Annotated in this window: 28 protein-coding genes; 16 read left to right on the top strand and 12 right to left on the bottom strand. The window is 63.5% G+C overall.

Annotated features, from left to right (window positions below; all coding sequences use genetic code 11):
- Positions 1 to 39: 39 nt before the first annotated feature.
- The 5 genes from purF (at position 40) to purM (ending at position 5098) form a co-directional block, all read left to right on the top strand.
- Entirely contained in the window at positions 40 to 1617 is a 1578-nt protein-coding gene (purF, locus tag RWT78_RS05255; protein ID WP_003940541.1) for an amidophosphoribosyltransferase, read from the top strand.
- Positions 1618 to 1761: 144 nt separating this feature from the next.
- Entirely contained in the window at positions 1762 to 2370 is a 609-nt protein-coding gene (locus tag RWT78_RS05250; RefSeq protein ID WP_003940441.1) for an AIM24 family protein, read from the top strand.
- A gap of 3 nt (positions 2371 to 2373) precedes the next feature.
- The gene (locus RWT78_RS05245; protein WP_003939918.1) at positions 2374 to 3051 is read left to right on the top strand and encodes an AIM24 family protein; all 678 of its coding nucleotides are present in this window, start codon (positions 2374 to 2376) and stop codon (positions 3049 to 3051) included.
- 13 nt (positions 3052 to 3064) lie between these two features.
- The gene (locus tag RWT78_RS05240) at positions 3065 to 3811 is read left to right on the top strand and encodes an AIM24 family protein (RefSeq protein WP_003939813.1); all 747 of its coding nucleotides are present in this window, start codon (positions 3065 to 3067) and stop codon (positions 3809 to 3811) included.
- 207 nt (positions 3812 to 4018) lie between these two features.
- Positions 4019 to 5098: a phosphoribosylformylglycinamidine cyclo-ligase gene (gene purM / locus RWT78_RS05235; protein ID WP_003940225.1), complete on the top strand. Its 1080-nt coding sequence runs from the start codon at positions 4019 to 4021 to the stop codon at positions 5096 to 5098.
- Positions 5099 to 5248: 150 nt separating this feature from the next.
- Here purM and RWT78_RS05230 read toward each other — a convergent pair whose 3' ends face one another.
- The 4 genes from RWT78_RS05230 to RWT78_RS05215 form a co-directional block, all read right to left on the bottom strand.
- Positions 5249 to 5452, bottom strand: coding sequence for a DUF3073 domain-containing protein (locus RWT78_RS05230; protein WP_003940337.1), 204 nt, complete (start codon positions 5450 to 5452; stop codon positions 5249 to 5251).
- Between the two features lie 202 nt (positions 5453 to 5654).
- On the bottom strand, positions 5655 to 6608 hold the full coding sequence (locus tag RWT78_RS05225; protein WP_003940365.1) for an asparaginase: 954 nt from the start codon (positions 6606 to 6608) through the stop codon (positions 5655 to 5657).
- Positions 6605 to 7273 (bottom strand): MOSC domain-containing protein, encoded by a 669-nt coding sequence (locus RWT78_RS05220; RefSeq protein WP_042451408.1) that lies wholly within the window; start codon positions 7271 to 7273, stop codon positions 6605 to 6607. Before RWT78_RS05220 ends, RWT78_RS05225 begins: the two co-directional genes overlap by 4 nt.
- Positions 7270 to 8391, bottom strand: a complete 1122-nt coding sequence (locus RWT78_RS05215) for a folate-binding protein YgfZ (RefSeq protein WP_314674418.1) — start codon at positions 8389 to 8391, stop codon at positions 7270 to 7272. The genes RWT78_RS05220 and RWT78_RS05215 overlap by 4 nt, the downstream gene beginning before the upstream one ends.
- 79 nt (positions 8392 to 8470) lie before the next feature.
- On the opposite strand from RWT78_RS05215, the gene RWT78_RS05210 reads away from it, so the two are divergent.
- The 5 genes from RWT78_RS05210 to cydC all read left to right on the top strand — a co-directional run bounded on the left by RWT78_RS05210 (position 8471) and on the right by cydC (position 15466).
- Entirely contained in the window at positions 8471 to 9334 is an 864-nt protein-coding gene (locus tag RWT78_RS05210; RefSeq protein ID WP_007733829.1) for an aminodeoxychorismate lyase, read from the top strand.
- A gap of 154 nt (positions 9335 to 9488) precedes the next feature.
- Complete coding sequence (locus RWT78_RS05205) at positions 9489 to 10988, top strand: cytochrome ubiquinol oxidase subunit I (RefSeq protein WP_118606521.1); 1500 nt, start codon at positions 9489 to 9491, stop codon at positions 10986 to 10988.
- A gap of 9 nt (positions 10989 to 10997) precedes the next feature.
- The gene (cydB, locus tag RWT78_RS05200; RefSeq protein WP_003939727.1) at positions 10998 to 12041 is read left to right on the top strand and encodes a cytochrome d ubiquinol oxidase subunit II; all 1044 of its coding nucleotides are present in this window, start codon (positions 10998 to 11000) and stop codon (positions 12039 to 12041) included.
- A gap of 58 nt (positions 12042 to 12099) precedes the next feature.
- The gene (cydD, locus tag RWT78_RS05195; protein ID WP_314674414.1) at positions 12100 to 13788 is read left to right on the top strand and encodes a thiol reductant ABC exporter subunit CydD; all 1689 of its coding nucleotides are present in this window, start codon (positions 12100 to 12102) and stop codon (positions 13786 to 13788) included.
- Positions 13778 to 15466, top strand: coding sequence for a thiol reductant ABC exporter subunit CydC (cydC, locus tag RWT78_RS05190; RefSeq protein ID WP_007733832.1), 1689 nt, complete (start codon positions 13778 to 13780; stop codon positions 15464 to 15466). Before cydD ends, cydC begins: the two co-directional genes overlap by 11 nt.
- 233 nt (positions 15467 to 15699) lie before the next feature.
- On the opposite strand, the gene RWT78_RS05185 is transcribed toward cydC, so the two are convergent.
- From RWT78_RS05185 to RWT78_RS05155, 8 genes are all read right to left on the bottom strand, one after another.
- Positions 15700 to 16740: a type IV toxin-antitoxin system AbiEi family antitoxin domain-containing protein gene (locus tag RWT78_RS05185; RefSeq protein ID WP_314674410.1), complete on the bottom strand. Its 1041-nt coding sequence runs from the start codon at positions 16738 to 16740 to the stop codon at positions 15700 to 15702.
- A 144-nt stretch (positions 16741 to 16884) separates the two neighbouring features.
- Entirely contained in the window at positions 16885 to 17523 is a 639-nt protein-coding gene (locus RWT78_RS05180) for an FABP family protein (RefSeq protein ID WP_037128815.1), read from the bottom strand.
- A 258-nt stretch (positions 17524 to 17781) separates the two neighbouring features.
- Positions 17782 to 18087, bottom strand: a complete 306-nt coding sequence (locus RWT78_RS05175) for a DUF1416 domain-containing protein (RefSeq protein ID WP_003939797.1) — start codon at positions 18085 to 18087, stop codon at positions 17782 to 17784.
- A 2-nt stretch (positions 18088 to 18089) separates the two neighbouring features.
- Positions 18090 to 18923: a sulfurtransferase gene (locus RWT78_RS05170; RefSeq protein WP_003939859.1), complete on the bottom strand. Its 834-nt coding sequence runs from the start codon at positions 18921 to 18923 to the stop codon at positions 18090 to 18092.
- Positions 18924 to 18997: 74 nt separating this feature from the next.
- Entirely contained in the window at positions 18998 to 19459 is a 462-nt protein-coding gene (locus tag RWT78_RS05165; RefSeq protein ID WP_314674406.1) for a DUF4395 domain-containing protein, read from the bottom strand.
- A gap of 131 nt (positions 19460 to 19590) precedes the next feature.
- On the bottom strand, positions 19591 to 19677 hold the full coding sequence (locus tag RWT78_RS29175) for a putative leader peptide (protein ID WP_350318872.1): 87 nt from the start codon (positions 19675 to 19677) through the stop codon (positions 19591 to 19593).
- Between the two features lie 10 nt (positions 19678 to 19687).
- Positions 19688 to 20164 carry a co-chaperone YbbN gene (locus RWT78_RS05160; protein WP_003939684.1) on the bottom strand — a complete coding sequence of 159 codons (477 nt, stop codon included), beginning with the start codon at positions 20162 to 20164 and terminating at the stop codon, positions 19688 to 19690.
- A complete protein-coding gene (locus RWT78_RS05155) occupies positions 20161 to 20940 on the bottom strand; it encodes an LmeA family phospholipid-binding protein (protein WP_003939847.1) in 780 nt (259 codons plus the stop codon). The genes RWT78_RS05160 and RWT78_RS05155 overlap by 4 nt, the downstream gene beginning before the upstream one ends.
- 141 nt (positions 20941 to 21081) lie before the next feature.
- Between RWT78_RS05155 and RWT78_RS05150 the strand changes: the two genes are divergently transcribed.
- The 6 genes from RWT78_RS05150 to RWT78_RS05125 form a co-directional block, all read left to right on the top strand.
- Complete coding sequence (locus RWT78_RS05150) at positions 21082 to 21834, top strand: response regulator transcription factor (RefSeq protein WP_003939728.1); 753 nt, start codon at positions 21082 to 21084, stop codon at positions 21832 to 21834.
- A 1-nt stretch (position 21835) separates the two neighbouring features.
- Positions 21836 to 22735 carry a mycothiol synthase gene (mshD, locus tag RWT78_RS05145; protein WP_314674403.1) on the top strand — a complete coding sequence of 300 codons (900 nt, stop codon included), beginning with the start codon at positions 21836 to 21838 and terminating at the stop codon, positions 22733 to 22735.
- A 193-nt stretch (positions 22736 to 22928) separates the two neighbouring features.
- Positions 22929 to 24047: a phosphate ABC transporter substrate-binding protein PstS gene (gene pstS, locus RWT78_RS05140; RefSeq protein ID WP_003940482.1), complete on the top strand. Its 1119-nt coding sequence runs from the start codon at positions 22929 to 22931 to the stop codon at positions 24045 to 24047.
- A gap of 62 nt (positions 24048 to 24109) precedes the next feature.
- Positions 24110 to 25201: a phosphate ABC transporter permease subunit PstC gene (gene pstC, locus RWT78_RS05135; protein WP_314674402.1), complete on the top strand. Its 1092-nt coding sequence runs from the start codon at positions 24110 to 24112 to the stop codon at positions 25199 to 25201.
- A 3-nt stretch (positions 25202 to 25204) separates the two neighbouring features.
- On the top strand, positions 25205 to 26113 hold the full coding sequence (pstA, locus tag RWT78_RS05130; protein ID WP_003940100.1) for a phosphate ABC transporter permease PstA: 909 nt from the start codon (positions 25205 to 25207) through the stop codon (positions 26111 to 26113).
- Between the two features lie 58 nt (positions 26114 to 26171).
- On the top strand, positions 26172 to 26619 hold a 448-nt coding region (locus tag RWT78_RS05125; protein WP_314674391.1), incomplete at its 3' end, for an ATP-binding cassette domain-containing protein.

Genomic DNA, 26619 nt, shown 5'->3' with positions numbered 1-26619 from the left:
TGCATGCCCCCCAACCCCCGCCCACAAACGGAGCGCCCGGTGACTCGTGCCGATCTGTCGGTCAACAGTCCAAATCTCCTCGCTTCGAACCCGTCCGACGAGGACGAGAACGAGCCCCGCGAAGAATGCGGTGTATTCGGCGTCTGGGCGCCGGGAGAGGATGTGGCGAAGCTCACTTATTACGGCCTGTACGCACTTCAGCACCGTGGTCAAGAAGCTGCCGGCATTGCGGTAGCCGACGGCTCCCAGGTGCTGGTGTTCAAGGATCTCGGCCTGGTCAGCCAGGTATTCGACGAGCAGACCCTCGCAGCGATGCCAGGTCACGTCGCCGTCGGACATTGCCGTTACTCCACCACCGGTTCCACGACGTGGGAGAACGCGCAGCCCATCTTCCGTACGACCACTGCCGGCACCGGCATCGCGCTCGGCCACAACGGCAACCTGGTCAACACCGCTGAACTCGCGAGCCGCACCCGTGCAGCCGGCCTGGTCAACGACAAGCGCCCCAATGCCGCGACTTCCGACTCCGACCTAATCGGTGGTCTCCTGGCACACGCTGCCGGCGACAGCACCATCGAACAGGCCGCGATGGAATTGCTTCCCACGTTGGAGGGCGCGTTCTGCCTCACCTTCATGGACGAGCACACGCTGTACGCAGCGCGCGATCCGCACGGCATCCGCCCGCTCTGCCTCGGTCGACTCGACCGCGGTTGGGTAGTCGCCAGCGAGACCGCAGCCCTCGACATCGTCGGTGCGTCGTTCGTTCGCGACATCGAACCCGGTGAGCTACTTGCGATCGACGCCGACGGCGTCCGCTCCTCGCGTTTCGCGAATCCGACTCCCAAGGGCTGTGTTTTCGAGTACGTCTACCTCGCGCGTCCCGACAGCGTCATCGGTGGCCGTTCGGTCCACTCGACCCGCGTCGAGATCGGCCGTCTGCTCGCCAGCGAGCATCCCGCCGAAGGTGATCTGGTCATCCCTGTTCCCGAGTCCGGCACCCCCGCAGCCGTCGGGTACGCCCAGGGTTCGGGCATTCCTTACGGCCAGGGTTTGATGAAGAACGCCTACGTCGGCCGTACCTTCATCCAGCCGTCGCAGACGATCCGTCAGCTCGGTATCAGGCTCAAGCTCAACCCGCTCAAGGAAGTCATCCGCGGCAAGCGGCTTGTGGTGGTGGACGATTCGATCGTCCGCGGTAACACTCAGCGTGCGCTCATCCGGATGCTCCGCGAAGCCGGCGCCCTCGAAATTCACGTCCGTATCGCCTCGCCGCCGGTCAAGTGGCCCTGCTTCTACGGTATCGACTTCGCCTCACCGGCCGAGTTGATCGCCAACGGCGCAGGCGGACAGGACGCGACGTTCGAGGAAATGCTCGACGGCGTGCGTCGTTCCATCGGAGCTGACACCCTCGGATACATCTCCACCGAGGGCATGATCGCCGCCACCGAGCAGCCGGCCAGCCGTCTGTGCGCCGCGTGCTTCGACGGGACCTACCCGATCGCGCTTCCCAAGGAAACCTCGATCGGCAAGAACGTCCTCGAGGGGATGCTCGAGAGCACCGCAGGTTCGACGGCCACTCGCGACAACGACAATGCGAGCGCGCTCAGCCGCCCCTGAACATCAGAATCGTTGAAATTCGACAGCCGAGAATCTGCCGTCCACAGCATGTGGGCGGCAGATTTTCTGTTCACGACTTTCTGTTCCACGACACGGCATACGTCGTGAGCATCTGGCATAGTGCCCTCCGTGGCGCAACTGAGAATGGATGGGCACCGGGTCCTGGTCGCAGACCTGGTGGGGGACACCATCAAAGCGATCAACGGCTCGATGGTGGCGTACGAGGGTGCGATTACCTTCAAGAACGCCGGAATGGGCGGTGGCGGTGGGTTACGTGCCGCGCTGAAACAGAAGGCGGCAGGTGAATCACTGTCCCTGATGGAAGTCAGCGGACAAGGCACCGTCTACTTCGCGGTCGACGCCCAGGACATCACGATCATCGAGCTCAACAACGACGCTTTGCACGTCGAAGCCTCACAATTGCTCGCACTGGTCGGACAGCTGCGAACCGATGTGAAATTTGCCGGCCTCCGCGGCGCAGGTTCCGGACAGGGCTTGTTCACGACGGTCGTCAGCGGCACCGGTCTGGTGGCCGTGCTGTCGAAGGGCGGACCGATCATCGCGCTCGAAGTCAGCCCGCAGTATCCGCTGGTTGCCGATCCCGACGCCTTCGTCGCTCACCGCGGTCAGCTGAACCAGAGCTTCGTCACCGACGTCACCTGGCGCTCCGCGATCGGCGGTGGCAGCGGTGAAGCGTTCTCGCTGCGATTCGACGGATCCGGAGTCGTCTACATCCAGCCCGAGGAGCGCTGAACCATGCCGTTGGAATTGGTGAACAGCAAGGTCGTCAAGTCGACCCTCGCACCGGGACAGAACGTGCTCGCCCGCACCGGGTCGATGCTCTACTACACCGGCGACGTCCGCTTCATCCCGCACAGCATGGGCGGTGGGCCCGGCGCCATGCCGAACATGGGCGGGATCGCCGGGATGGCCGGCCGCATGATGTCCGGCGAACACGCACGCATGATGGCGGCCGAGGGAAACGGTGAGGTCTTCTACGGGCACGCCGGCTTGTACGTCGAGGTCATCCACCTCGACGGTTCGTCGATGCTCACGGTCGAAGCCGACCGGCTCCTCGCACACGATGGTTACCTCCAGAGTTCGATAGTCGCTCTCACGTCGCAGGGCGGTGTGCGCGGAGCGGTACGCGGAGCGATGACCGGTCAAGGACTGTTCACGACGCAGTTGCACGGCCAGGGAAGCGTCGCGGTTCTCTCGCACGGGGGCGCGATTCCGTTGCAGGTCGGTCCGAACAATCCTCAGGTCGTCGTCGACCCGCAGGCATACGTGTGCCACATCGGTCAGATCAACGTCGACATCTCCGCGAACGTCGGCTGGCGCGAGGCCGTCGGCAAGGGCTCGGGGGAGTCCATCCAGCTGAAGATGACCGGCGCCGGCACCGTCTGGGTCCAGGCGTCCGAGCAGAAGTTCTGAGAGGGCACAGAGCATGGGTATCGAAATTCACAATCCGGCAACTCTGCCCGCCAACGACAACGTCCCGGGCAACGATTACGCCTTCTGCGTCGAGATGGCCGGGCAGCCGTGGTTCACGTCCAAGGGCGCGATGATCGCGTACTACGGAAACATCAACTTCGAGCCGCTCGGGCGCACGAGCATGACGGCGATCGTCGCGGCCAGGTTCTCTTCACCGCTCTACGCGGACGACTGGGTGCTCGCTCAGGGACAGGGCAAGTTGATCCTCGGGGACCGCGGATTCAACATCAATTCCTACGACCTCGACGACGGCAACCTCACGATTCGCGCGGCCAATCTCCTCGCCTTCGAGACGAGCCTGGACCTCAAACAGTCCATCGTCCCAGGCTTTTTGACGCTACTGGGGACAGGCAAGTTCCTGGCGTCGTCCAATGGCCCGGTCATGTTCGCGGAGCCGCCGCTGCGCATCGACCCGCAGGCGTTGGTGGGTTGGGCCGACTGCCCGTCGCCGTCCCACCACTTCGATGCCGACTGGATGCAGAGCTTTCTGGGCGCGGTTCGCGGAAGCATGTTCGGCGCGAACACCGGCGAAGAACGCCAGTTCGATTTCACCGGAGCCGGGACGGTACTGATCCAGTCGAGCGAGAAGGTCGTCCACGACGGACACCTCCTCAAACACATCGAATCCGAGACCGTCGCACTCGGGCAGAACAGTCTGCGCGCACTGCACGCCTCGATCGGTGCGCGGCTGCAGAACTGACGTCTCGGGGTACGCGAGGTCTCACCGAGGGGGCCGGTCCGGTAGCGTATGGGCGTAATCGTCGGTATTTGTGTGCGCGCTCTGGGTCTCGAGTCGAACGATCCATCTCGCGTCACGAGGATTGCAAACACTTCACATTGCAAGACCACTTACCTGTGCACGAGCAATACGTGCTCGCGAGAAATACAAGGCTGGAGTAGTAACCCGATGACCGAGGACAGTCACCGCACCGCAGGCGCCTCCTACGCGGCAGCAGGAGTCGATATCGCCGCAGGCGACCGGGCGGTGGAACTCTTCGCCCCTCTGGCCAAGAAGGCCAGCCGCCCCGAGGTCATGGGTGGCCTCGGTGGTTTCGCCGGCTTGTTCTCCCTCAAGGGTGACTACAAGGAGCCGTTGCTCGCCGCATCGACCGACGGCGTCGGAACCAAGCTCGCTGTCGCGCAGGCGATGGACAAGCACGACACGGTCGGACTCGACCTCGTCGCCATGGTTGTCGACGACCTCGTCGTCTGTGGCGCCGAGCCGCTGTTCCTCCAGGACTACATCGCCGTCGGCCGGGTCATCCCCGAGCGCGTCGCGGAATTGGTCAGCGGAATCGCCGAGGGCTGCATCCAGGCCGGCTGCGCTCTCCTCGGCGGCGAGACCGCCGAGCACCCCGGCATCATGGCCGACGGTGACTACGACCTCTCCGCCACCGGTGTCGGCGTCGTGGAGGCAGAGAAGCTGCTCGGACCGGATCGCGTTCGCCCCGGCGACGTCGTCATCGCGATGGGTTCTTCGGGACTGCACTCCAACGGTTACTCACTGGCCCGCAAGGTCCTGCTCGAGATCGACCGCATGAACCTGAGCGCACACGTCGACGAATTCGGCCGCACGCTCGGTGAGGAACTGCTCGAGCCCACCAAGATCTACGCCAAGGACTGCCTGGCACTCGCTGCCGAGACCGACGTGCGCACGTTCTGCCACGTCACCGGTGGCGGCCTCGCCAACAACCTCGCGCGCGTCATGCCCAAGGGCTTGGTCGCCGAACTCGATCGCGGAACCTGGAGCCCCGCTCCGGTCTTCGCCATGATCGCGCAGCGCGGACGCGTCGAGCGCGCCGAGATGGAGCAGACGTTCAACATGGGCGTCGGCATGGTCGCCGTCGTCGCACCCGAGGACGTCGACCGCGCACTTGCCGTCCTCACCGCACGCCACATCGACTGCTGGACGCTCGGTAGCGTCAAGAAGGCGTCGGATGCCGCTGCAGAGCGTGCGTTCCTGGCCGGAGACCACCCGCGCTTCTAGACCGCAACGTCAGCTGCCCCATCGGAGAGATCCGGTGGGGCAGTTTTGTGTGTCCGTGCAAGCAGACGCGAGGCGGAAAATCGAACGCAAAAATGAGGAAGAGCGATCAGCTCTTCCTCATTTCACAGTCTGCGCGGTGGCAGTGCGCGGTCAACGCCGCCAGTCGTCGTAGTCGTCCTCTCGCGCATGCCCTTCCCTATCGGAAGTCTGGTCCGATCGGACACTGCTCCGATGCGAGTTGGTCGATCCACCTGCGAGCTCTCTTTGCAGGCTGTCGAAATCCGTGGTCGGTACGCTGTATTTCAATTCGCGTGCAACCTTGGTCTGCTTTGCCTTAGCCCGGCCGCGGCCCATGGCTGACCCCCTCGCGCTTTCGCGGGGCGGCCTGGGGAATTTGGCGGCCCCGTTTGAGTGTGTAAGTTTCCTGACACACACTCTAGCGTGGAAAAGTCGCTTCCGCTTCCACGAAGGCCTCACCGCCGTGTCTGATTGCTCTCACTATGGCCGCGAGCTGCCAGGATGCTGAAAGAACTCGTCAGAACTTTGTGAGAACTGCTCAGAAGTTTCCGGGAATTGCGCGAATCGTCCCCACTCGGGCGTCGCCGCCGAAGACCGGAGCGGATGCGAGAGCCGCCAACTCCTCGGTCCACTCGGTGTTCATCCGCTTGAGCAGAGCTGCCGCCAAGGGCAGGAGCGCCCGCTCGTGACCGTCGTCGATCTTGAGGGCGAAAGCGGAACCGTCGGGAAGCGCTCCGGCGTAGATGCCGTCGTATCCGGTCTTGGAGAACAGACCCGGCACGGCGGACATCAGGCGCTGATCGTTGCGGCCGGTGCCCGAGACGAGGAAGGGGTTCTCGCGGACCGCGTCGGCCACAGCTCGTTCGGGTGAGTCGGGCTCAGCCGAGGGCAGGCGTCCGAATGCCCGAGCCAGGTTCGTGAGCGAGAGCGGCACGATCGGGAGACCACAACCGTCGATGCCGAGTTCCTGCTCTTCCTCGCCGCTGAGATCGAAGATCGTCTCCTGGATCGCGAGTTGGAGGGGATGAGTCGGCTCCATGTACGTCTCGAGCGGCCAGTCGTTCACGACGCACGTGGCGAGCATCGCGGAGTGCTTGCCCGAGCAGGTCATGTAGATCGGGCTGGGAAGCTCGCCCGCTGCGATCAGTTCGGCTCGGGCCAGTTCGTTGCCCGGCAGATCGGAGGGGCACTGCAACTGGTCGACACCGAGTTGGTAGCGAGCGAGAAGCGCTGCGACCAGTTCGATGTGATCGGCCTCGCCCGCATGTGAGGACGACGCGACGGCCAGCTCTTCCGGGCTGGTGGGTGCAAAGCCGTTACGAAGCGCAGCGACGGCTTGCAGCGGCTTGTTCGCCGAGCGCGGGTAGATGGGTGTGTGAATTTCCCCGAGTCCGACAACGACCTCGCCGTCGGCGCCGAGAATGACGGCCGATCCGCGATGCACGCATTCGCGGAATCCGGAGCGGACCACTTCCACCAATTCGATACTCACGAGTGCACCTGCGCTTCTGCTTGTTCGATGAACCTCTGGACGCGCGCGGTGACGTTCGGTGCAAGGTCGGTGTGTTCTGCGAGGAGCCGTCGAAGCCGCTCAGGATCCGTTCCGGCGAAGACCTCTCGAACAGTCACTCCGTGATCCGGTACGTGGACTCGGGTGACCGAATCGCCCGCGGCGATCGTGCCGGTCCGGTTGACGCGAAGGTAGGCGCCGACGTCGGTCCGCTCGGTGAATCTTTTGACCCAGCCCTTTTCCGCGGCCCAGATGCCGAAGGTGCCGCACGGGACGCGGGGAGCAGTCACCTCGAGTTCGAGAACGTCCGACGCCTCGGCTCCGGTGATGTGCCAACGCTCGCCGATCACGGCGTCCGTGACGAGCATCCCGCTGATGTGAAGATTCTCGCCGAACCATCCGGGGCCGAGAGGTCGGCCCAATTCGTCCGACCAACGCTGCGCTTCGTCGCGCTGATACGCGTAGACAGCTTGGAAGGCACCGCCGTGGAACTCGGTGTCGCAGACGTAGTCGCCACCCAGACCGAGTCGTCCTACCGCGACGCGGCCGTCGACGGGACGCTTGTCGATCGCGGTACGGGGGACTCGCCTGACGCCACTGTCACGTTCGGTGTGGACGACGCAGACCGCGTCGACCATGCCCGTCACTTTCCGCGCAATCGGTTGACAGCCTCACGTCCGGCCTGGGGTGCGTCGTCCGCGACGATCGAGTCCGGGTCGATGGACGCAGCGCTGGGGCCGGCCATCAGTTCGGTGTCGACCGGGATGTTGCGCTTGATCAGAGCGAGTGCGATGGGGCCGAGCTCGTGATGATTGACGACGGTCCCGACGCGTCCGACGGCCCGTCCGCCCGCCGTGATCGGGTCACCCGGTTCCGGGACGGCTTCGGCGCTGCCGTCGAGGTGCAACATGACGAGATGGCGCGGGGGCTTGCCGAGATTGTGAACTCGGGCGACGGTTTCCTGACCGCGGTAGCACCCCTTGTCGAGGTGGACGGCGCCGTGCTCGGCCGGCCCGCCGATCCAGTGGGCCTCGTGCGGGATCGTGCGTTCGTCGGTGTCCAGTCCGAGGCGTGGCCTCGTCGCTTCGACGCGCAGTGCCTCGAAGGCCCAACTGCCGGCGGGCTTGGCACCGGCATCGGTCAGCCTGGTCCACCACGCTGCCAGTTGCTCACGTGGGACGAGAAGATCGAAAGAGTTCTCGGTAGGCCACGGCATGCGGCGGACAAATCCGCCGTCGGCCAAGGCGAGAGCGTCGTAGGCCTCGGTGGGTGTCTGAACCTCGAGTGCGGCGAGGACAGTTGACGCTTCGGGTCCGATCAGGCTCAGGACCGCGAGTTCGTTGCCGTCTCGGGGTTCGGCCTTGGACCAGAACACCATCTTCTTCAAGAAGGAGAGAAGGTCGGGTCCGCGGTTCGCCTCGGTGTCGATCCAGGTGACACCTGCCAGGTCCGTCTGCACGAAGTGGTGCTCGACGCGTCCGTTGACGTCCAGGCTCAAGTTCTCGGCACTCTTGCCGTCGGGGAGCGCGGCGATGTGCTGGCTCGAAATCGTGTGCAGCCACGTGAGGCGTTCGTCGCCGGGAATGGCGATCACGAATCTGTGACTGCGGTCGACCACCACTGCTGCGCGCTGCGCGGTTCGCTGTTCGCCGAGGGGATCGCCGTAGTGCCACGCGACACCGATGTCGGCCGAACCGTCCGGTGCGGTGACCGCGCCGGGGGAAGTCAGAAGTGGGCTGTTGGGCACAAGAGCGTTGTCGACCACAAGACCAGTCTAGGAGTGTGGGCGGGATCGCGGTTACAGGGCGGCCCCGGCGGCTCGGCGGATCGTTAGGGTTGATGGCATGCCTGATCGCGTATTGGTGACTCTCGACCACGAGGTGCTCGATGCTGACGCACCGTTTCTGCACGCCGACGACCTGGCGGTGGTGCGCGGCGACGGAGTCTTCGAGACGCTGTTGGTGCGCGACGGTAGGGCGCGGGTGGTCGAGGGACATCTGAGTCGACTGGTTCTGAGCGCGCGGGCGCTGGGTCTGCCCGCCCCCGTTCTCGATGACTGGCGTCTGGCGATCGAGATGGCAGCCGAGGAGTGGGGGACAGAGAAGGAAGGCGCTCTTCGTCTCGTTCTGACCCGCGGCCGTGAGAGCGGCGACAAGCCGACAGCCTTCGTGATGGTCGGTCCGGTGGCCGATCGGGTCAGACAGGTCCGCGAATCGGGGTTGTCGGTGATGACTCTCGAGCGAGGTTTCTCTGTCGATCTCTCTGCCCGGGCACCCTGGCAGCTACTGGGCGCGAAGACGTTGTCGTACGCAACCAACATGGCAGCGCTTCGATATGCGGCGAATTTGGGTGCTGACGATGTGATCTTCGTCAGTTCCGAGGGCAATGTGTTGGAGGGGCCACGCTCGACGGTGGTGATCGTTCGGGACAGGACTTTGATCACACCGCCTCCCGCACAGGGCATTTTGATGGGCACTACGCAGCGCGCCCTGTTCGACGTTGCCGGCAGTGCTCGCTTCGATTGCCGATACGAAACCCTCCGACCTGCGGATTTGATTGCGGCCGACGGAGTGTGGATGGTTTCGAGCGTCACGCTGGCCGCACGCGTCCATACACTCGACGGGCTCACATTGCCAGAGCCGAAGGTCTCCGGGGAATTCGCGGAATTGGTTGAACGTGCAATTGATTCGGATTCAGCAGGGCGATAGGCGAATAGGAATCGCGACAGGTCTCTACTACATTTGGTAGTAGCAAAGTCCTGCGGTCCAAACCGGACAGCAGTACCGTGTCCGCAGGGGCCGAGCGACTGCCCGCGTCTCGAACCCCGAAGCCTGTCCCAGGGCCCTACTCTCGGAGTAGCCAATGGATACTTTGGACGTCTCCAGGTGGCAGTTCGGTATCACTACCGTCTACCACTTCATCCTTGTTCCGCTGACCATCGGACTTGCGCCGATGATCGCGATCATGCAGACGATGTGGGTGGTCACCAAAAAGGACCACTGGTATCGGCTCACCAAGTTCTTCGGCAAGCTTTTCCTCATCAACTTCGCACTCGGTGTAGCCACCGGCATCGTGCAGGAGTTCCAGTTCGGCATGAACTGGAGCGAGTACTCGCGATTCGTCGGTGACGTCTTCGGAGCTCCGCTCGCATTGGAAGGCCTTGTCGCCTTCTTCATGGAGTCCGTCTTCATCGGACTCTGGATCTTCGGTTGGGGCAGGCTGCCCAAACTTGTACACCTGGCGTGCATTTGGCTCGTGGCGATCGGCGTCAACGCGTCGGCGTTCTTCATCATCGCGGCCAACTCGTTCATGCAGCATCCGGTCGGTGCGACGTACAACCCTGAAACGGGTCGTGCCGAGCTCACCAGTATCTGGGAGCTGTTGACCAACAACACCGCTCTTGCTGCCTTCCCGCACGCGGTTGCCGGCGCCTTCCTGACGGCGGCGACGTTTGTTGCCGGCATCAGTGGTTGGTGGATGGTGCGGAACATGCGCCGCGCCAAGCAGGCTGAGGCCGCCGAAGCCGAACGCCTCGAGTCCGACGCGCGCACGATGTACCGTCCGGCAACACGATTCGCGTTGCTCGTCATGATCGTGGCCGGAATCGGAATCATCTACACCGGTGACATCCAAGGCAAGCTCATGTTCCAGCAGCAACCCATGAAGATGGCGTCGGCAGAGTCGTTGTGCGAGACCGAGATGGATCCGGACTTCTCGATCCTCACTATCGGCACTCACAACAACTGTGACAGCGTGACGCACGTTCTGAAGGTGCCGTTCGTTCTGCCATGGTTGGCCGAGGGCAAGTTCACCGGCGTCGAACTGCAAGGCGTGAACCAACTGCAGGAGCAGGCGGAGCAGGACTTCGGACCGGGTAACTACCGACCGAATCTCTTTGTCACGTACTGGTCTTTCCGCGCCATGATCGGCCTCGCCGCCGGTTCGGCAGCACTGGCTCTCGCGGGGCTGTGGGTCACTCGTAAGGGGCGAGTCCCGGACCAGAAGTGGTTCGGAATACTCAGCCTGGTCGCGATCCCCACTCCGTTCATGGCGAACAGCGCCGGTTGGATCTTCACCGAGATGGGCCGTCAGCCCTGGGTGGTGCATCCCAACCCGACCGGCGTCGACATGATCAGACTTACTGTCGACCAAGGTGTTTCGGACCACGCGTCGGCTACCGTCTGGGCTTCGCTGATCACCTTCACCCTGCTGTACGGAGCGCTGGGAGTCGTCTGGTTCAAGCTGATCGTGCGGTACGCGAAGGAAGGCCCGTTGGAGCACGACATGCATCCGCCGGGCGATACAGATCATGACGAGCCGGAAGATCCGGACAAGCCCAAACAACTGTCGTTCGCGTACTAGGAGGCGATCATGGGACTTCAAGAAGTATGGTTCGTGCTCGTCGCAGTACTGTTCATCGGTTACTTCGTCCTCGAAGGGTTCGACTTCGGTGTCGGAATGCTCATGCCGATCGTCGGCAGAGGCAGTGACCTCCCGGCCGATACGCGTCGACGGGTAGCGCTCAACACGATCGGCCCGGTGTGGGACGGCAACGAAGTGTGGCTGATCACCGCAGGTGGCGCGATGTTCGCGGCATTCCCGGAGTGGTACGCGACGTTGTTCTCCGGGTTCTATCTACCGCTGCTGATCATCCTGGTGGCCTTGATCGTTCGTATCTGTGCCATCGAATGGCGAAGCAAGATCGACGACGACAAATGGCGTCAGCGTTGCGACTGGGGCATCATCTTCGGCTCCTGGGTCCCGGCAGTTCTCTGGGGCGTGGCTTTCGCGAACATCGTTCGGGGCGTGGCGATCAACGCCGACAAGCAGGTCGAGTCGGGATTCTTCGATCTGCTCAATCCGTACGCGCTGCTCGGCGGTCTGACCACCGCGCTGGTGTTCGCTCTCCACGGTGCAGTGTTCCTGGCACTCAAGAGTGCCGACGAGGTTCGTGAAGATGCCGTGAAGATTGCTGCACGACTGGCAATTCCGGCTATTCCGGTCGCCGGCGGATTCGTCCTGTGGACGCAACTCGCCTACGGCAAGGGATGGACGTGGATTCTGGTAGCTGCCGCTGCTGCGGCACTGATCGGCGTCGTCTTCCTGACGCGGGCCGAGCGCGAAGGCTGGGCCTTCGTTCTCACCTGTGTGGCCGTCATCGCCACCGTCGTGCTGCTGTTCGCCTCGCTGTTCCCGAACGTCATGCCGTCGACGCTGGATCCGGCGTACAGCCTGACCATCGAGAACGCGTCGTCGAGTCCGTACACGCTCAAGGTGATGACGTGGGCCGCGGCATTCATGACGCCGGTGGTGATCATCTACCAGGGTTGGACGTACTGGGTGTTCCGACAGCGCATCTCCTCCAAGCAGATTCCGGCGTCGATCGGCCTGCGATTCAAGGAGAAGACGTGGTAGTGGCAAAACCGCAATCACACAAGATTCGAATCACGAAAGAACTGACGGTCGAATTCACGTGACTATCGAAGTAGGCGACGCTCCCACCACTCGGGAGTGTCGCCGGGGACCGATCGACCCGCGGCTGTGGCGACATTCCGCTTCTGCGCGCGGCTATCTGATCCTGACTGTTGCTCTGTCGATGGTGAACGTCGTGATGGTCATCGTCGCGGCGCTCATGATCGGCCGGGTGCTGGCCGGAGTGATCACCACTCGAACTGTGGATGTTTCCTCGTGGACAACCGAATTGGTTGTTCTCGCCGCAGCTGTGGCGGTCCGAGTTCTGGGGACTTGGCTGCAGACCAGGTATGCGCACCGGGCGTCGACTCGCGTCGTTGCCGAGATCAAGAACGGCGTGCTGACGTCGGCGACGGCGATGAGTCCTCGCGATCTGGATCCGCGGCGTGACGAGATCGCGACCGTGGTCACCCGAGGTGTCGACGGCCTTGGTCCGTACCTGACGGGATACCTTCCGGCCCTGGTCTTGTCGGTGACGCTGACACCCATCACCCTGATAGTCATTGCGGTGCAGGACATGACGTCTGCGGTCATCATCTTCGTGACGCTGCCGCTGATCCCCATCTTCATGATTCTGATCGGCCTGCTGACAAAGGGTAAGTCGGAGAAGACGCTGGCAGCGATGACCACGTTGTCTTCGCAACTGCTCGATCTCCTTGCCGGTTTGCCGACGCTGCGGGCGCTCGGTCGTCAGCAGGGTCCTGCCGAGCGCGTCCGTGAACTCGGTGACGCTCATCGGCGAACGACGATGTCCGCCCTCCGCGTTGCGTTCCTGTCCTCGATGGTGCTTGAACTGCTCGCAACGCTCTGCGTCGCGTTGGTGGCCGTGAGTATCGGCTTGCGACTGGTGTACGGCGACATGTCACTCGAGCCGGGGATAGTCGCGTTGATCCTCGCCCCCGAGGTGTACCTGCCACTTCGGATGGTGGGAACCCAGTTCCACGCCGCCGAGGACGGAATGGCGGCAGCCGACAAGGCATTCGAGGTTATCGAGGCGGATTCTGCCGCGCCGGAGGGTGGTAGCACGACGGTGGTCGCTCGAGGCGCCGACATCGTCTTCGACGGACTCGGTGTGGCCTCTCGTGGGGGAGTCGCACCGTCTCGACTTTCCGCCGTGGCATCGCCAGGGGCGATCACCGTGCTCACCGGTCCCAACGGCTGCGGCAAGTCGACGGCAGTGCACACGCTGCTCGGGTTGATCGAACCGAGCAGTGGGCGTGTGACGGTCGCCGGCGTCGATGTCCGAGACCTGGACGAGCACGCGTGGTGGAGTCAGTTGGCCTGGCTTCCCCAGCATCCGGTCCTCCTACCCGGCACCGTTCGTGAAAATCTCGATCTCACCGGGGTCGTCGATGCGCAAGCATTGGCTCGCGCCGCTGCTGCGACGGGATTCGACGCGGTACTGGCCGAGCTGCCTGCGGGCGTCGAGACCGTGATCGGCGTCGGCGGTACAGGTCTGTCTTTGGGGCAGCGGCAACGGCTGGCACTGACACGCGTGCTTGCCTCGGACCGCGCAGTTCTTGTCCTGGACGAACCCACCGCTCACCTCGACTCGGATTCGGAAGGGACAGTGTTGGCTTCTCTGAGAGCACGGGCGGAGCGTGGCGACACCGTTGTCGTGATCGGCCACCGTCCGAGTGTGCTTGCCGCAGCTGACCGGATCGTCGAGGTGCGCGCTCATGAGAAGTGACGCTCACGATCCGCTTCTGCGTGCTCTGCGGCTACTGGAACTTCGGCCACGACGCGTACTGACGGCGGTAGCGGCGGGTGTGGCAACACTCGGTAGCGCACTCGCCTTGGCGGCGCTGTCCGCATGGTTGATCACGCGGGCTTGGGAGATGCCTCCCGTTCTCGATCTCAGTGTTGCGGTAGTTGCCGTACGCGCATTGGGAATCTCACGTGGTGTCTTCCGCTATCTCGAACGATTGACGACGCACGACGTCGCGTTGCGCGGAACCACCGCGGCGCGATCGAGGATCTACCAGCAGTTGGCCGCAGGAGATCCCGCGGCAGCAGCCGGACTACGACGCGGTGACCTGCTCTCACGTACGGGCGCCGACGTGGATGCACTGGGCGACGTCGTCGTCAAAGCACTGATCCCGATTGCGGTTTCGATTGTCCTCGCGTTTGCTGCGGTGGGAATCCTGTTGTTCATCTCGGTTCCGGCCGCGCTCATCCTGGCTGTTGCGCTGGCGGTGTCCGGGATCGCGGCACCCTGGCTGTCGGCTCGTGCTGCTCGTCTCGCCGAGGCCGACAGTTCTGCTGCCGCAGCGCGATTCAGTGAGTCCGCGGTGACCGCCCTCGACCATTCCGCCGAGCTCCGGGTATCGGGTCGCTTGGATCAGGCGGTGAGCGAGGCGGTCTCTGCCGAGAACGATGTGGTCGACGCAACCGATCGCGCGGCGGTCCCGAGTGCCTTTGCCGCCGCTGCCACGCCCCTGGCAATCGGAGTGAGCGTCCTCGGTGCCCTGCTGATCGGAATCTCGCTGTACGGAACCACCGACATGTCACCGATGTCCATGGGAATCCTTGTACTGCTTCCGCTGTCGGCTTTCGAGGGAACCGCGATACTGCCCAGCGCGGCGGTGGCATTGACCAAGGCGCGGCTGGCGTCGGCACGCATCATGGCGGTACTCGATCGAGCCGACGCCGAACACGTTGAAGGAAATCGTGCGTGGCCGGAGGACGGGGTCCTGAGTGTGCACGCGTTGCGGGCGGGTTGGCCCGGGGGAAAGGTGACCGAACCGCTGTCGGTGGATCTTCCTCGCGGTGCTCGTGTTGCCGTCGTCGGCGAGAGTGGATCGGGAAAGACCACTGCGCTGATGACGATGGCGGGACTGCTGCCGCCCGTCGCGGGAACAGTTCGTGTTGACTCGGTGGACGTTTCGGATATCGATCCGGCCGAGCTGCGTCGGCACGTCGGGTACTTCGCCGAAGACGCACACCTCTTCGAGACGTCGGTACTCGAGAACCTGCGCGTCGCGCGGGGTGACCTCACCGCCGAGGACGCGGAGAAGGCACTTGCCGCAGTTGGTCTCGGCGAGTGGCTGGCGGAACTGCCGGACGGGCTCGACACCTACCTGGTCGGCGGTATGCGAGCGGTTTCGGGCGGTGAGCGTCGTCGGTTGCTGTTGGCACGCGCGATCGTCTCGCCCGCGGAGGTACTGCTGCTCGACGAGCCGACCGAGCACATGGACGCGGAGGCCGGCGCTCAGTTGCTGCGCGAGTTGCTCGATCGCGACGGAATGCTGGTCGATTCTTCACGAACGGTTGTTGTCGTTACCCATCAACTTCCGGCCGGTACTGGAGCTGACCAGGTGATATGCGTCGGAAAAGTTTCTGTGGAAAATACGTTGCCGTCATCGTGAAGTGGGCGTACTTTCTCCTGTACACAAGGAAGGAGGTGGTCTGAAATTGAAGTACAGACGGACGCGTGAGGTGGCTGCCAGCTAGCCGCAATCGCTGATGGAATTCACTTACCGCGTGAGCGGCCGGCGAATCCCAGGCAGCCACCCGACCCCCGAGCCCCCGATCAGTCCGACCGGGATCCGCGCGAAAGCGTGGGTGTGGCTCGGGGGTCGCTTCGTGCCGTGCGCCTTTATCAACCCCCGGCGGTTAATAAAGGCGCACAGCGTGGACAAGGATTAGGCCCCCACCATCCACCGCGCTCGAGGACCGCTCTGACCTCGGCTGCAGTTCGGCACGAGGCCCCCTCCACCTCCTCCCAACCGAAGACCAGTGTGGCGTTGCCTGACAGTTCGGATGCGTTTCCTCGCCGACGATCACGCAGTGCAGTCGCTCGAGAAGAGTGGAAGGCAAAACCGTCGAGTCGAACGATCAGTGCGACACCGCAATTGCGGTAGTCGACGTCCTCGTAGAGAGTTCTCTCATCGACGAGGACCGGCGATTGCCGTCGTGCTTCCGGCAAACCGTGTGCTCGCTCGACCTCGATTGCGTAGCGATGCTCGAGTACCGACTGGACACCGCGATCCAACAGGTCCAATGTCGAGGACAGTGCTTTGACATATCGCCTCGGCCGGCGGCATTCCATTCGGGTGCGCAATTCCATCCGTGACACTTTGCACGCCGTGGCGGAGCGAACCAGAGAACGAGCGGCGTCGCGAGCCGACTGCTCTGCAACCGCCAGGTCAATTGCGGTGTCGGCCAGCGAAGTACGAGCAGGCTGAGTGGCAACGCCGATGTGGGCCTGAGCGCGCGAACGATGAACGATCACTCCGGGATGGGCAGTGGACCACCCCAACGGAACGGGGCGCGCCGGGGAGCGTTCTGGTCTGACCGTCGGACTCTGACAGCGGGAGGATCTGCCGTATCGGACCGTGATGTGGATCGGCAGTTCGGACTCGATGTGCGTGAGTCCCCACTCTTCAGCTGCAGTCCGGTGGCTCAGGTAAGTCTCTCCGCCGCCGAACAGCAGTGCGGCCTCGAGAATCATTGCTCGGTTGAGCGGCCCGTTGGTGCTGGATTGAACGCCGTGGAGGACGGAAGTCCATTGACCCGATTCGACCAGATGTTGGATGCGGCGCGGTGAATAGCCGAAAGGGCGTAGTTGTTTATTGGTCGCGAGTCCGTGTTGGAAGTCGAAGAGTCTTCGGAGATCAGGATCGATGTAGTCGCAGCTCATGCGAATACCGTGAGATCGCGGACCGACAAGAATCGGTCGAAGATGCCGCTCCGAAGCCCGCCTGTGGAATTTGTCGGTGCCTGTGGATAAATCTGCTGTGCGCCTTTATTAACCGCCGGGGGTTAATAAAGGCGCACAGCAGAACTAGCCGATGTAGCGCGTCAGGCGGGCCGAGAGACGCGGTTCCAGGCCACCGTCAGACATGATCCGCTCTTCGACGTACGCGAGGTCGCCGCCTTCGACGATGCCGTACAGACGCTTCGCGCCGCCGTACAGTGCACCGGACTGGCTGCGGATCACCACGTCGGTGGCAAGTTCCCACGACGCTTGGGTGAGTGCGCGCCCGTAGTACATTTCGACGACACCGGAGCTGTGGCTGAGCAGGAGTTCGACCACTTCCTGGTTGACGCTGCCCGGGATGCCGTCGCCGCCCATGCGCCAGTAACCGCTCTCGCGCAGATCGGGGCTCACGTACTTGCCCTCGGCGTCGAGGCGCCAGGACCGGGACTCCCAATTGAGGTACGGGCCGCCGTCGTGCGAGATGACAATCTGCTGACCGAAGGCGTAGTCGCCGGTCTCGTCGTGTCCTTCACCTTCGCCGCGCCAGACACCGACGAGGGGGAGAAGCGCGAGGAGTTCGGGATTGATATCCGGGCCGAGGCGCAGGTTTGCGGTGTCCTCCGGCAACGGAAGGTCCGGCAGGGTCGGAATGTTGAGCGACGCCGTCGACTTGGAGCGCTCGACGGCGATGGCGACAGCTTCGTCCCCGCTGCCGCGCCTCACGGCACCTGCAGCGGCGGAATCGTCAGCGGTCGCGTCGGACCCTGAATCCGGAGCCTGACTCACGACTCGTCGGTGACCAAGCGGTACACGACGTACACGGAGAACCAAGCGATCATGACGGATGCGAGTGCGAGGAGTACCTCGAAGAAAATGACCACGGGTACATCTTAGACCGCGGCGACCGACCGGAAAAATCGGGAGCCGGAATGCAGAAGGCCCCGCACCGGAGGGGTGCGGGGCCGCCTGACAAAGCAGGAATTACTTGCTGACGGTCACGTCCACGTTGTGCACGCCCGAGCCCTCGGGAGCGACGGTGGAGGTGCCGTTGCCCGAGCTGGACAGTGCACGCACGGTCCACTCGCCCGGAGCGGCGAAGAAGCGGAAATCGCCGGTTCCCGATGCCACGACCTCGGCCGTGAACTCTCCGGAGCCGTCGAGCAGACGCACGAATGCGCCGCCGATGGGCTGGCCGTCAGCTGCGAGAACGCGGCCGGTGATGACCGTTTCCTTCTCGACGTCGACGCCGGCAGGCAGGGTCTGGCCCTGAGTAGGTGCTCCACACATGATCAGGCTCCCAATTCGATCGGTGCGCCGACGAGTGAGCCGTATTCGACCCAGCTGCCGTCGTAGTTCTTGACGTTGTTCTTGCCGAGGATCTCCTGCAGGACGAACCAGGTGTGGCTCGAACGCTCGCCGATGCGGCAGTAGGCGATCGTTTCCTTGGTGTCGTCGAAGCCCTTTTCCGCGTACAGCTTGGCGAGGTCGTCGTCCGACTTGAAGGTGCCGTCCTCGTTGGCGGTGGTGCTCCACGGGATGTTGATGGCTCCGGGGACGTGGCCACGCTGCTGCGCCTGCTCCTGCGGAAGGTGGGCGGGAGCGAGGATCTTGCCCGAGAACTCGTCAGGGCTACGAACGTCGACGAGGTTCTTGCTGCCGATGGCGTCGATGACCTCGTCGCGGAATGCGCGGATCGAGAAGTCGGGGGTCTCGGCCTTGTACTGCGTGGCTTCGCGGTTGACTGCGTCCTTGGAGAGCGGGCGGCCGTCGAGTTCCCACTTCTTGCGGCCGCCGTCGATCAGCTTGATGTCCTGGTGGCCGTACAGCTTGAAGTACCAGTAAGCGTAAGCGGCGAACCAGTTGTTGTTGCCACCGTAGAGAACGACGGTGTCGTCGTTCGCAATGCCTTTGGCGGAGAGCAGATCCGAGAACTGCTCCTGGTTCAGGAAGTCGCGTCGGACGCCGTCCTGGAGGTCCTTGCGCCAGTCGAGCTTGACTGCACCCTCGATGTGGCCGCCGTCGTATGCGCTGGTGTCCTCGTCCACCTCGACAAAAACGGTCTTGGGGGTGTTGAGGTTCTGCTCAGCCCAGTCAGCGGAGACTAGGACGTCGGAGCGAGCCATGGTGTTCCTTTCGATGTGGTCTTGCATCGGTCGTTATCTAGCAGGGGTTCAGCAGGGTTGTGGGGCAAGCGTTTTCACGCGGTGGTAGCGCGGCCGGTATTTCGCAGCCTTGCGACGAGTGGATAGATCTGGCAGCCGAGGCAGATGCCGAACGCGGCGTTGAGCAGGGCCGCGAACAAGGCGAAGCCGGTGCCGACGATCGTCGACCCGGCCAGGAAACCGACCGTGCCGGCGAGTGCGAAGACGAAGCCGACGAACTGCGCGAAGCGCAGCGGCGCCACGGGTTCGCGTTCGCTGACCGGCGAGAGTCGCGGGGCGACGAGCTTGCCGAAGATCTGGCCGTACGGGCTGCGCTTGGGGCCGAGTACCGCTCCGACCGCGAAGACGATGGCCTGTAGTGCGAGAACGACGGTGGCGGCGGGCAGTGAGAAGGTCGAGAGGATGAGCGTGAGTACGAGAACGCCGGTGGTGACCCACGCGGCGAATCGAGGTCCGCGGACGTCGACCTGCTCGAGCTGGGGTGTGGTTGTGGACATCGGGAGTGCTCCTGCGCTGGATTGCATGATGCTGTGCCTGGGCCGAGAAAACGGGACGTCAAAGTCCCACTCGGTGGATTGATCACGTGAGCGAAAGCTCGAAGGTCAGAGAGATCTGACGGATGTGGTGATCAGCAACAGGTACAGCAACAGCCCCCGAGGCGGCACAGGTCTACTGCGCGGCGTCGGGTGAGCATCAGCTCGTGGCGGGTTTGCACGTCGGCGAGTTTACCCCGAATTCTCGGATTTTGGCTCGTGGGGTCCGGATAGTGGTACGAGTGCAGCTTTCAGATCGGCTGCGGATGGCACCCCGGACACCCGGAACTGTTCCTCCAGGCCACCGTCGAGGATGAAGGTGGTGGGCAGCGAGAGGACACTCATCTCGCGTGCCAGAGCCGGTTCCTTGTCGATGTCGAGCTCGATTTCCACCGGCGGACGGGGAGCGTCGGCCATCGAGATCACGACCTGACCGACGACGCGGCGTACTGCCGCGCACGGTCCGCACCAGTCGGCAGAGAAATGCAGTACGACGGGTCCGCCGTTCGGCGAAGAGACTCCAGCGGCGCGGAGCAGTTCGAGGCGACTGTCCGCCGCGCCGGTCGCGGCCGGCGTGGTGACTCGGACCTTTCCGTTGCGCGACTTGAGAAAGAGCCCGACCGCGACGACGGCGACCAGCGCGACCAGCAGAATTGTGATCCCGGTCATCGGTTCTGCAGCTCTGCGAGATCGATCGTCGTGTTTTCGGCGCTGCCTTCGATCACGATTCTTCCGCCTTCCGCGTAGACCAGGCTCGGCTGAATTCCGTAGGGGAGTGCCTGCGGATCGATCGTGTAGCTGAACAGTCCGAGGACGACGGGTTCGAGTGCTGCGGGGATCGAGAAATCGGCTTTGCCCTCCGGACCGAAGTACAGATTGCTGGCGACGATCTTGACCTGCCCACCTTCCAGAACCAGGTTGGCCTGCACACTCACTGCAGTCTCGACCGGGCCGACGGCAACCGTTCCCGTCAGCACGACGGCGCCCGCGGTGCTCGCTCCGGTTCCGCCGCTGCCCCCGGTGCCATCCGACTTGTTGGCCGGCGGCGAAGATACCTGCAGGTCAGGGATATTGAGCAGCTTTCCGAGGTCGGTGGCGTTGATTCCCATCCGGCCGTCGAGTTTGTCGACGGGGAGTTGGGTGACATTGCCGTTCACGATGTCGGAGAAGGGAACGGTGACCCCGCGCAGATCGGCCTCGACGGTCACTTCGCCCACCACGTCGCTCTGGACGCCGGTAGCTCTGACGTAGACGTCCTTGTATTTCCCGCCGAGTGCCTGGGTGAGGAAGGGGAACCCGTTGAAGGTGACCTCCGGATCCGACTCGAGTGATGCGCCGGTTCGGAGCTCGCGGGAAACCCGGTACTCGGCGTACGCGGCCGCGCCGAAATCGGCCACCAGTCCGAGGCCGAGGAGAAAGACGATGCCGATGATCAGTTTGCGCACCGCACCATTGTGACGGACTCCGGTCGGGGTTCGATGCGACGGCCCCGGTACCAGGCACGCTAATGTAGGGACCGACCAAAAGCGTCGAACTACTCGAGCGTTGCCCTCACGGGTTGCGCGGGCTACTAGATAGGAGGCCGTGTGGAACTGCTCCTCCTCACCTCCGACCCCAACCCGGAAGCTGTACTACCGGCGTTGGCGTTGCTGGCGCACTCGGTTCGGCCTGCCCCCACAGAGGTTTCCTCGCTACTCGAGGCAAGTTCCGCGGACGTGGCATTGGTGGATGCGCGCACCGATCTGGCTGCCGCACGCGGGTTGTGTCGATTGCTCGGAAGCACAGGATCCGCAGTACCTGTGGTCGCCGTCCTCACCGAAGGCGGACTCGTTGCCGTCAACGCCGACTGGGGGTTGGACGACATCCTGCTTCCCGGTACCGGTCCGGCTGAGGTGGACGCCCGATTGCGGTTGTTGGTCGCCCGCAGCGGCGGTGTGGCCAGTCCGGAAGCGTCGGGAAAGATCACGCTGGGCGAACTGGTTATCGACGAGGGGACGTACACGGCACGACTGCGTGGACGGCCCCTTGATTTGACTTACAAGGAATTCGAGCTGCTCAAGTACCTCGCGCAGCACGCCGGACGGGTATTCACCCGGGCGCAGCTGCTGCAGGAAGTGTGGGGTTACGACTTCTTCGGTGGCACCAGGACGGTTGACGTCCACGTGCGTCGTCTGCGGGCGAAACTCGGCACCGAATACGAGTCCTTGATCGGTACAGTCCGAAACGTCGGATATAAGGCAGTGCGTCCGACCAGGGCCAAGGGTGGCGCAGCTGCTCCCGTTCAGTTCGAGGACGACGAGGACGTCGACTACGACGCGGCCGACGGATCGGTGGTCTGACGTGGGTTGGACAGATTCACTGCCGGCTGGATTCGCCGAGCAGGTTTCCGCGCTTCTCGATCGCGCAACCGAGTTCGACGGCAAGGCCCCCGTGTCGGAACAGGGGCGCCATGCCGTTGCCGGGCGCGGCGCCGCGCGACACTTCCTCGAACTCGACGGCGATGCGGTCGTCGGTTATGCGCAGCTGCAAGCCGGTTCGGACGAGCATCCCGACATGGCCGAGTTGGTGGTCGACCCGCAGGCGCGGCGCCGCGGCATCGGAACCAGGCTTGCCGCAGCGGTATTCGACGAGGGCCGGCCGGGCACGCGTGTCTGGGCGCACGGAAACGTCGACGCCGCAGTCGAATTCGCCAAGAGCCTCGATCTGGTCAGCGTTCGTGAACTCCTGCAGCTGCGTCGACCACTCGATGCTCCGCAGCTTCCGGAAATCGTTGTGCCCGAAGGTGTGACGATTCGGACGTATCGTGGGCCCGAAGACGATTCCGAGATCCTTCGCGTCAACAATGCGGCCTTCTCCTGGCATCCCGAGCAGGGTGGCTGGACCCAGGCCGAGGTCGATGAGAGAACGGCCGAAGGTTGGTTCGACCCCGCCGGTCTGTTCATGGCGTTCGCGGACACCGATCCCGATACTCTCCTCGGCTTTCACTGGACCAAGGTGCACGCACCCGAAGGTGACGATCCGGAGCTGGGGGAGGTGTACGTCGTGGGGATCGATCCCGCGGCGCAGGGACGCGGCCTCGGCCGAGTGCTGACTCTCGCGGGCATGCATTACCTGCGTGATCGCGGCCTCGGAACCGTCCTTCTGTACGTCGAAGGCGACAACACGGCCGCCCTCCACACGTACGAACGACTCGGCTTCGATCGGTTCCACGTGGACATGGCTTACGCCCGCGCGCTCTGACGTCACAGTCGGACACGCAGAAATGTCCAGTCTGTTCATTCTCCGTTAACCATGTGTGGTCCAGCCGGACACCGCGCCCGCCTACTTTTCTCTGTGGGCAGCGCCGTGTTGCCTGATGCAGATTTCAATCATTCTGCGTCTCATGTCGCCGCCCGATCGTGGGCGTGGCGGTAGCGATTTCCGGAGGATCTTGGTGAATCTCAAGCGCAGTGGTGCCCTGCTCGGTGTAGTGGCCGTGGGCGCCATGACCTTGGCCGCATGTGGCAGCGACAACAACTCGTCGTCGACGGGTGTGGACGCGTCCGCATCGAACGCAACGTGCGAAGGCAAGAGCAACCTCTCTGCCGCTGGTTCCTCGGCACAGAAGAACGCCATGGACCAGTTCGTCGCCACTTACATCTCCGTGTGCCAGGAAAAGGGCAAGACGGTCAACGTCGCGTACAACCCCAGCGGTTCGGGCGACGGTCGTACACAGTTCATCGCCGGCCAGATCGACTTCGCCGGCTCCGACTCGGCCATCAAGGACGAGCAGGCCGACAAGGCCAAGGAGCGTTGCGTCGGCGGCGAAGCCTGGAACCTTCCCCTCGTCTTCGGCCCGATCGCAGTTGCATACAACCTCGACGGCGTCGACAAGCTCGTTCTCAACGCAGAGGTTCTCGCGAAGATCTTCAACGGCGGCATCACCAAGTGGAACGATCCGGCAATCGCCGCGCTCAACTCCGGTGCATCGCTTCCCGACGAGAAGATCACCACCGTGATCCGCTCCGATTCCTCGGGTACCACCGACAACTTCCAGAAGTACCTCGACGCGGCATCGAACGGTGCTTGGACGTCGGGCGCAGGGTCCGACTTCACCGGTGGCGTCGGTGAGGGCGCCAAGGGTTCGGCGGGCGTTGCACAGGCAGTTGCCACGGCACCGGGTTCGATCACCTACGTCGAGAAGTCGTTCGCCGATCAGAACAAGCTCTCGGTTGCCGAAATCAACACCGGCTCCGAGGCAGTGGCACTGACCAACGACACGGCCGCGAAGTCGATCGCAGGCGCGAAGTTCAAGTCCGACGCAACCGGCGACCTGACGCTCGACCTCGCGTCGATCTTCAAGACCAACGAAGCCGGCGCATACCCGCTGGTTCTCGCCACGTACTCGATCGTCTGCTCCAAGGGCTACGACGCGGACACCTCCGCAGCAGTGAAGTCGTTCCTGACGAGCGCGGCCAACGAGGGTCAGGCCAACCTGGCCGAGCAGGGTTACGTCCCGCTGCCGTCCAACGTCCAGGATCGCCTCAACGCGTCCATCACGGCAATCAGCTGACCTAGAGACTCGTGCGGACAAGCTCATGGATCTACATTCAGACGTGAAGGAAGTGAGCGCGCATGAGTGACGCGCCCATCACCTCGACATCTCGTTCTCCCGGCCCCGCAACCAGCGGGGCCGGGGTGGGCGGTCCGAACGGCACCACGGAGGACACGATTACTTCCACCAAGGCTCCAGAAACCGAGCATCCTCCGAAGGGTGACGGTCCGGGTAGCGGCAACAGCAAGACGGTGACCCGTCCGGGTGACCGCATCTTCAGCTCGCTCGCATCCGGTTCGGCAATCTTCATCACGGTTGTCATCGCGGCGATCGGCGCGTTCCTGATCTGGCGTGCTGTTCCTGCTTTGAGCCGGAACCAGGTCAACTTCCTGACCAGCCGTGAATGGGTCACGCAGAACATCAACGCGATGGCGTTCGGTGTCCTCGATCTTTTCCAGGTCACGGTGTTGGTCTCGCTGTTCGCACTGGTGCTCGCGATGCCGATCGCACTGGGCATCGCGATCTTCCTGACTTCGTACTCACCCAAGTGGCTCACGCGGCCACTGTCGTACACGATCGACCTTCTGGCAGCTGTGCCGTCCATCGTCTACGGCCTGTGGGGACTTCTCGTCTTCGCTCCGGCGATCACCCCGGTCGCGGTGTGGCTCAACGACACTCTCGGCTGGTTCCCGCTCTTCGCCGACGTCAGCGGATCGATCACCGGCGGCGGCACCATCTTCACCGCAGGCATCGTCCTCGCCGTGATGATCCTTCCGGTCATCACCGCAGTGACCCGCGAGGTGTTCATCCAGACCCCGCGATCACAGATCGAAGCCGCACTCGCCCTCGGCGCCACGCGCTGGGAAGTTGTGCGCACCACGGTCATCCCGTTCGGTAAGTCCGGCTACATCAGCGGCTCGATGCTCGGTCTCGGACGCGCACTCGGTGAGACGATGGCGCTCTACCTGATCCTGCGCACCACCTCTCAGGCCTTCGGCTGGTCGCTGTTCGACGGCGGCTCGACCATCGCCTCCAAGATCGCCCTCGGCTACGCGGAGTTCAACAACGACATCCAGGCAGGCGCGTACATCGCGGCCGGACTGGTGCTGTTCGTACTGACCTTCGTCGTCAACGCGGCTGCCCGCGCAGTGATCGCCGGAAAGAAGGACTGACCCATGACCTCCACTCTGGACCGGCCGGTCAAGGCCCCCACTTTCCAAGGCGTCGGCGCTCGTCGTCGTGCCAAGGACGTCATCGCGACCATCCTGGTGAGCCTGGCAGTCGTCATCGCGCTCATCCCGTTGGTCTGGGTGCTCTTCACGGTCATCGCCAAGGGCCTGCCCGCTCTGACGTCGCCTACCTGGTTCACCAACTCGCTGAGCGGATTGACGGCGTCGGCCGACGGCGGCGGTATCTATCACGCATTGATCGGCACCCTGCTGCAAGGCATCGTGTGCGCGGTCTTCTCCATCCCGCTCGGTATCTTCGTCGCGATCTACCTGGTGGAGTACGCCGACCGGAAGTCGAAGCTGGGCAAGCTGACCACGTTCATGGTCGACATCCTCAGCGGTGTTCCGTCGATCGTGGCTGCGCTGTTCATCTACGCCCTGTGGATCGCGACCTTCGGCTTCCCCAAGTCCGCGTTTGCGGTGTCACTGGCTCTGGTCCTTCTGATGGTCCCGGTCGTCATCCGCTCCACCGAGGAAATGCTGCGCATCGTCCCGATGGATCTGCGGGAGGCGTCGTACGCGCTCGGTGTGCCGAAGTGGAAGACCATCTCGAAAATCGTTCTGCCGACGGCACTTCCCGGCATCATCACCGGCGTCATGCTGGCCCTGGCCCGCGTGCTCGGTGAGACCGCACCGCTGCTGATCCTCGTCGGCTACGCACCGTTCATCAACTTCGACCTGTTCAACGGCGAAATGGGCACACTGCCTTCCGTCATGGTCGCCGAGATGAACAACCCCACCGACGCCGGCACCAACCGCATCTGGGGCGCAGCACTGACCCTGATCCTGCTGATCGCGATCCTCAACATCGTCGCGAAGCTGATCGGTCACTTCTCACAGGTCAGAAGTAAGTGATGCGGCCTCGGAACATGTTCGTACTCAACAGCGTCAACAACTCAGTAGGGAGCCGGTAATGGCCAAGCGTCTGGATCTCAAGGACGTCAACATCTACTACGGCAAGTTCCACGCCGTCGCCGATGTGGGCCTGTCCGTCCCGCCCCGGAGCGTCACCGCCTTCATCGGCCCGTCCGGTTGCGGCAAGTCCACCGTTCTCCGTTCACTCAACCGCATGCACGAAGTGATTCCCGGTGCGCGCGTCGAGGGTTCGGTGCTGCTCGACGGCGAGGACATCTACGGCTCGAACGTCGATCCGGTCGGTGTTCGCAAGACCATCGGCATGGTGTTCCAGCGACCCAACCCCTTCCCGACCATGTCCATCAAGGACAACGTCGTCGCGGGCTTGAAGTTGCAGGGCGAGCGCAGCAAGAAGAAGCTCGACGAGGTGGCCGAGCGTTCGCTGCGCGGTGCCAACCTGTGGAACGAGGTCAAGGATCGCCTCGACAAGCCCGGTGGTGGCCTCT

The sequence above is a fragment of the uncultured Rhodococcus sp. genome, assembly GCF_963525155.1.
GTDB lineage: Bacteria > Actinomycetota > Actinomycetes > Mycobacteriales > Mycobacteriaceae > Rhodococcus_F > Rhodococcus_F qingshengii.
The sequence above is the reverse complement of the archived record's forward strand: the minus strand, read 5'-3'. Positions and strand labels throughout refer to the sequence as shown.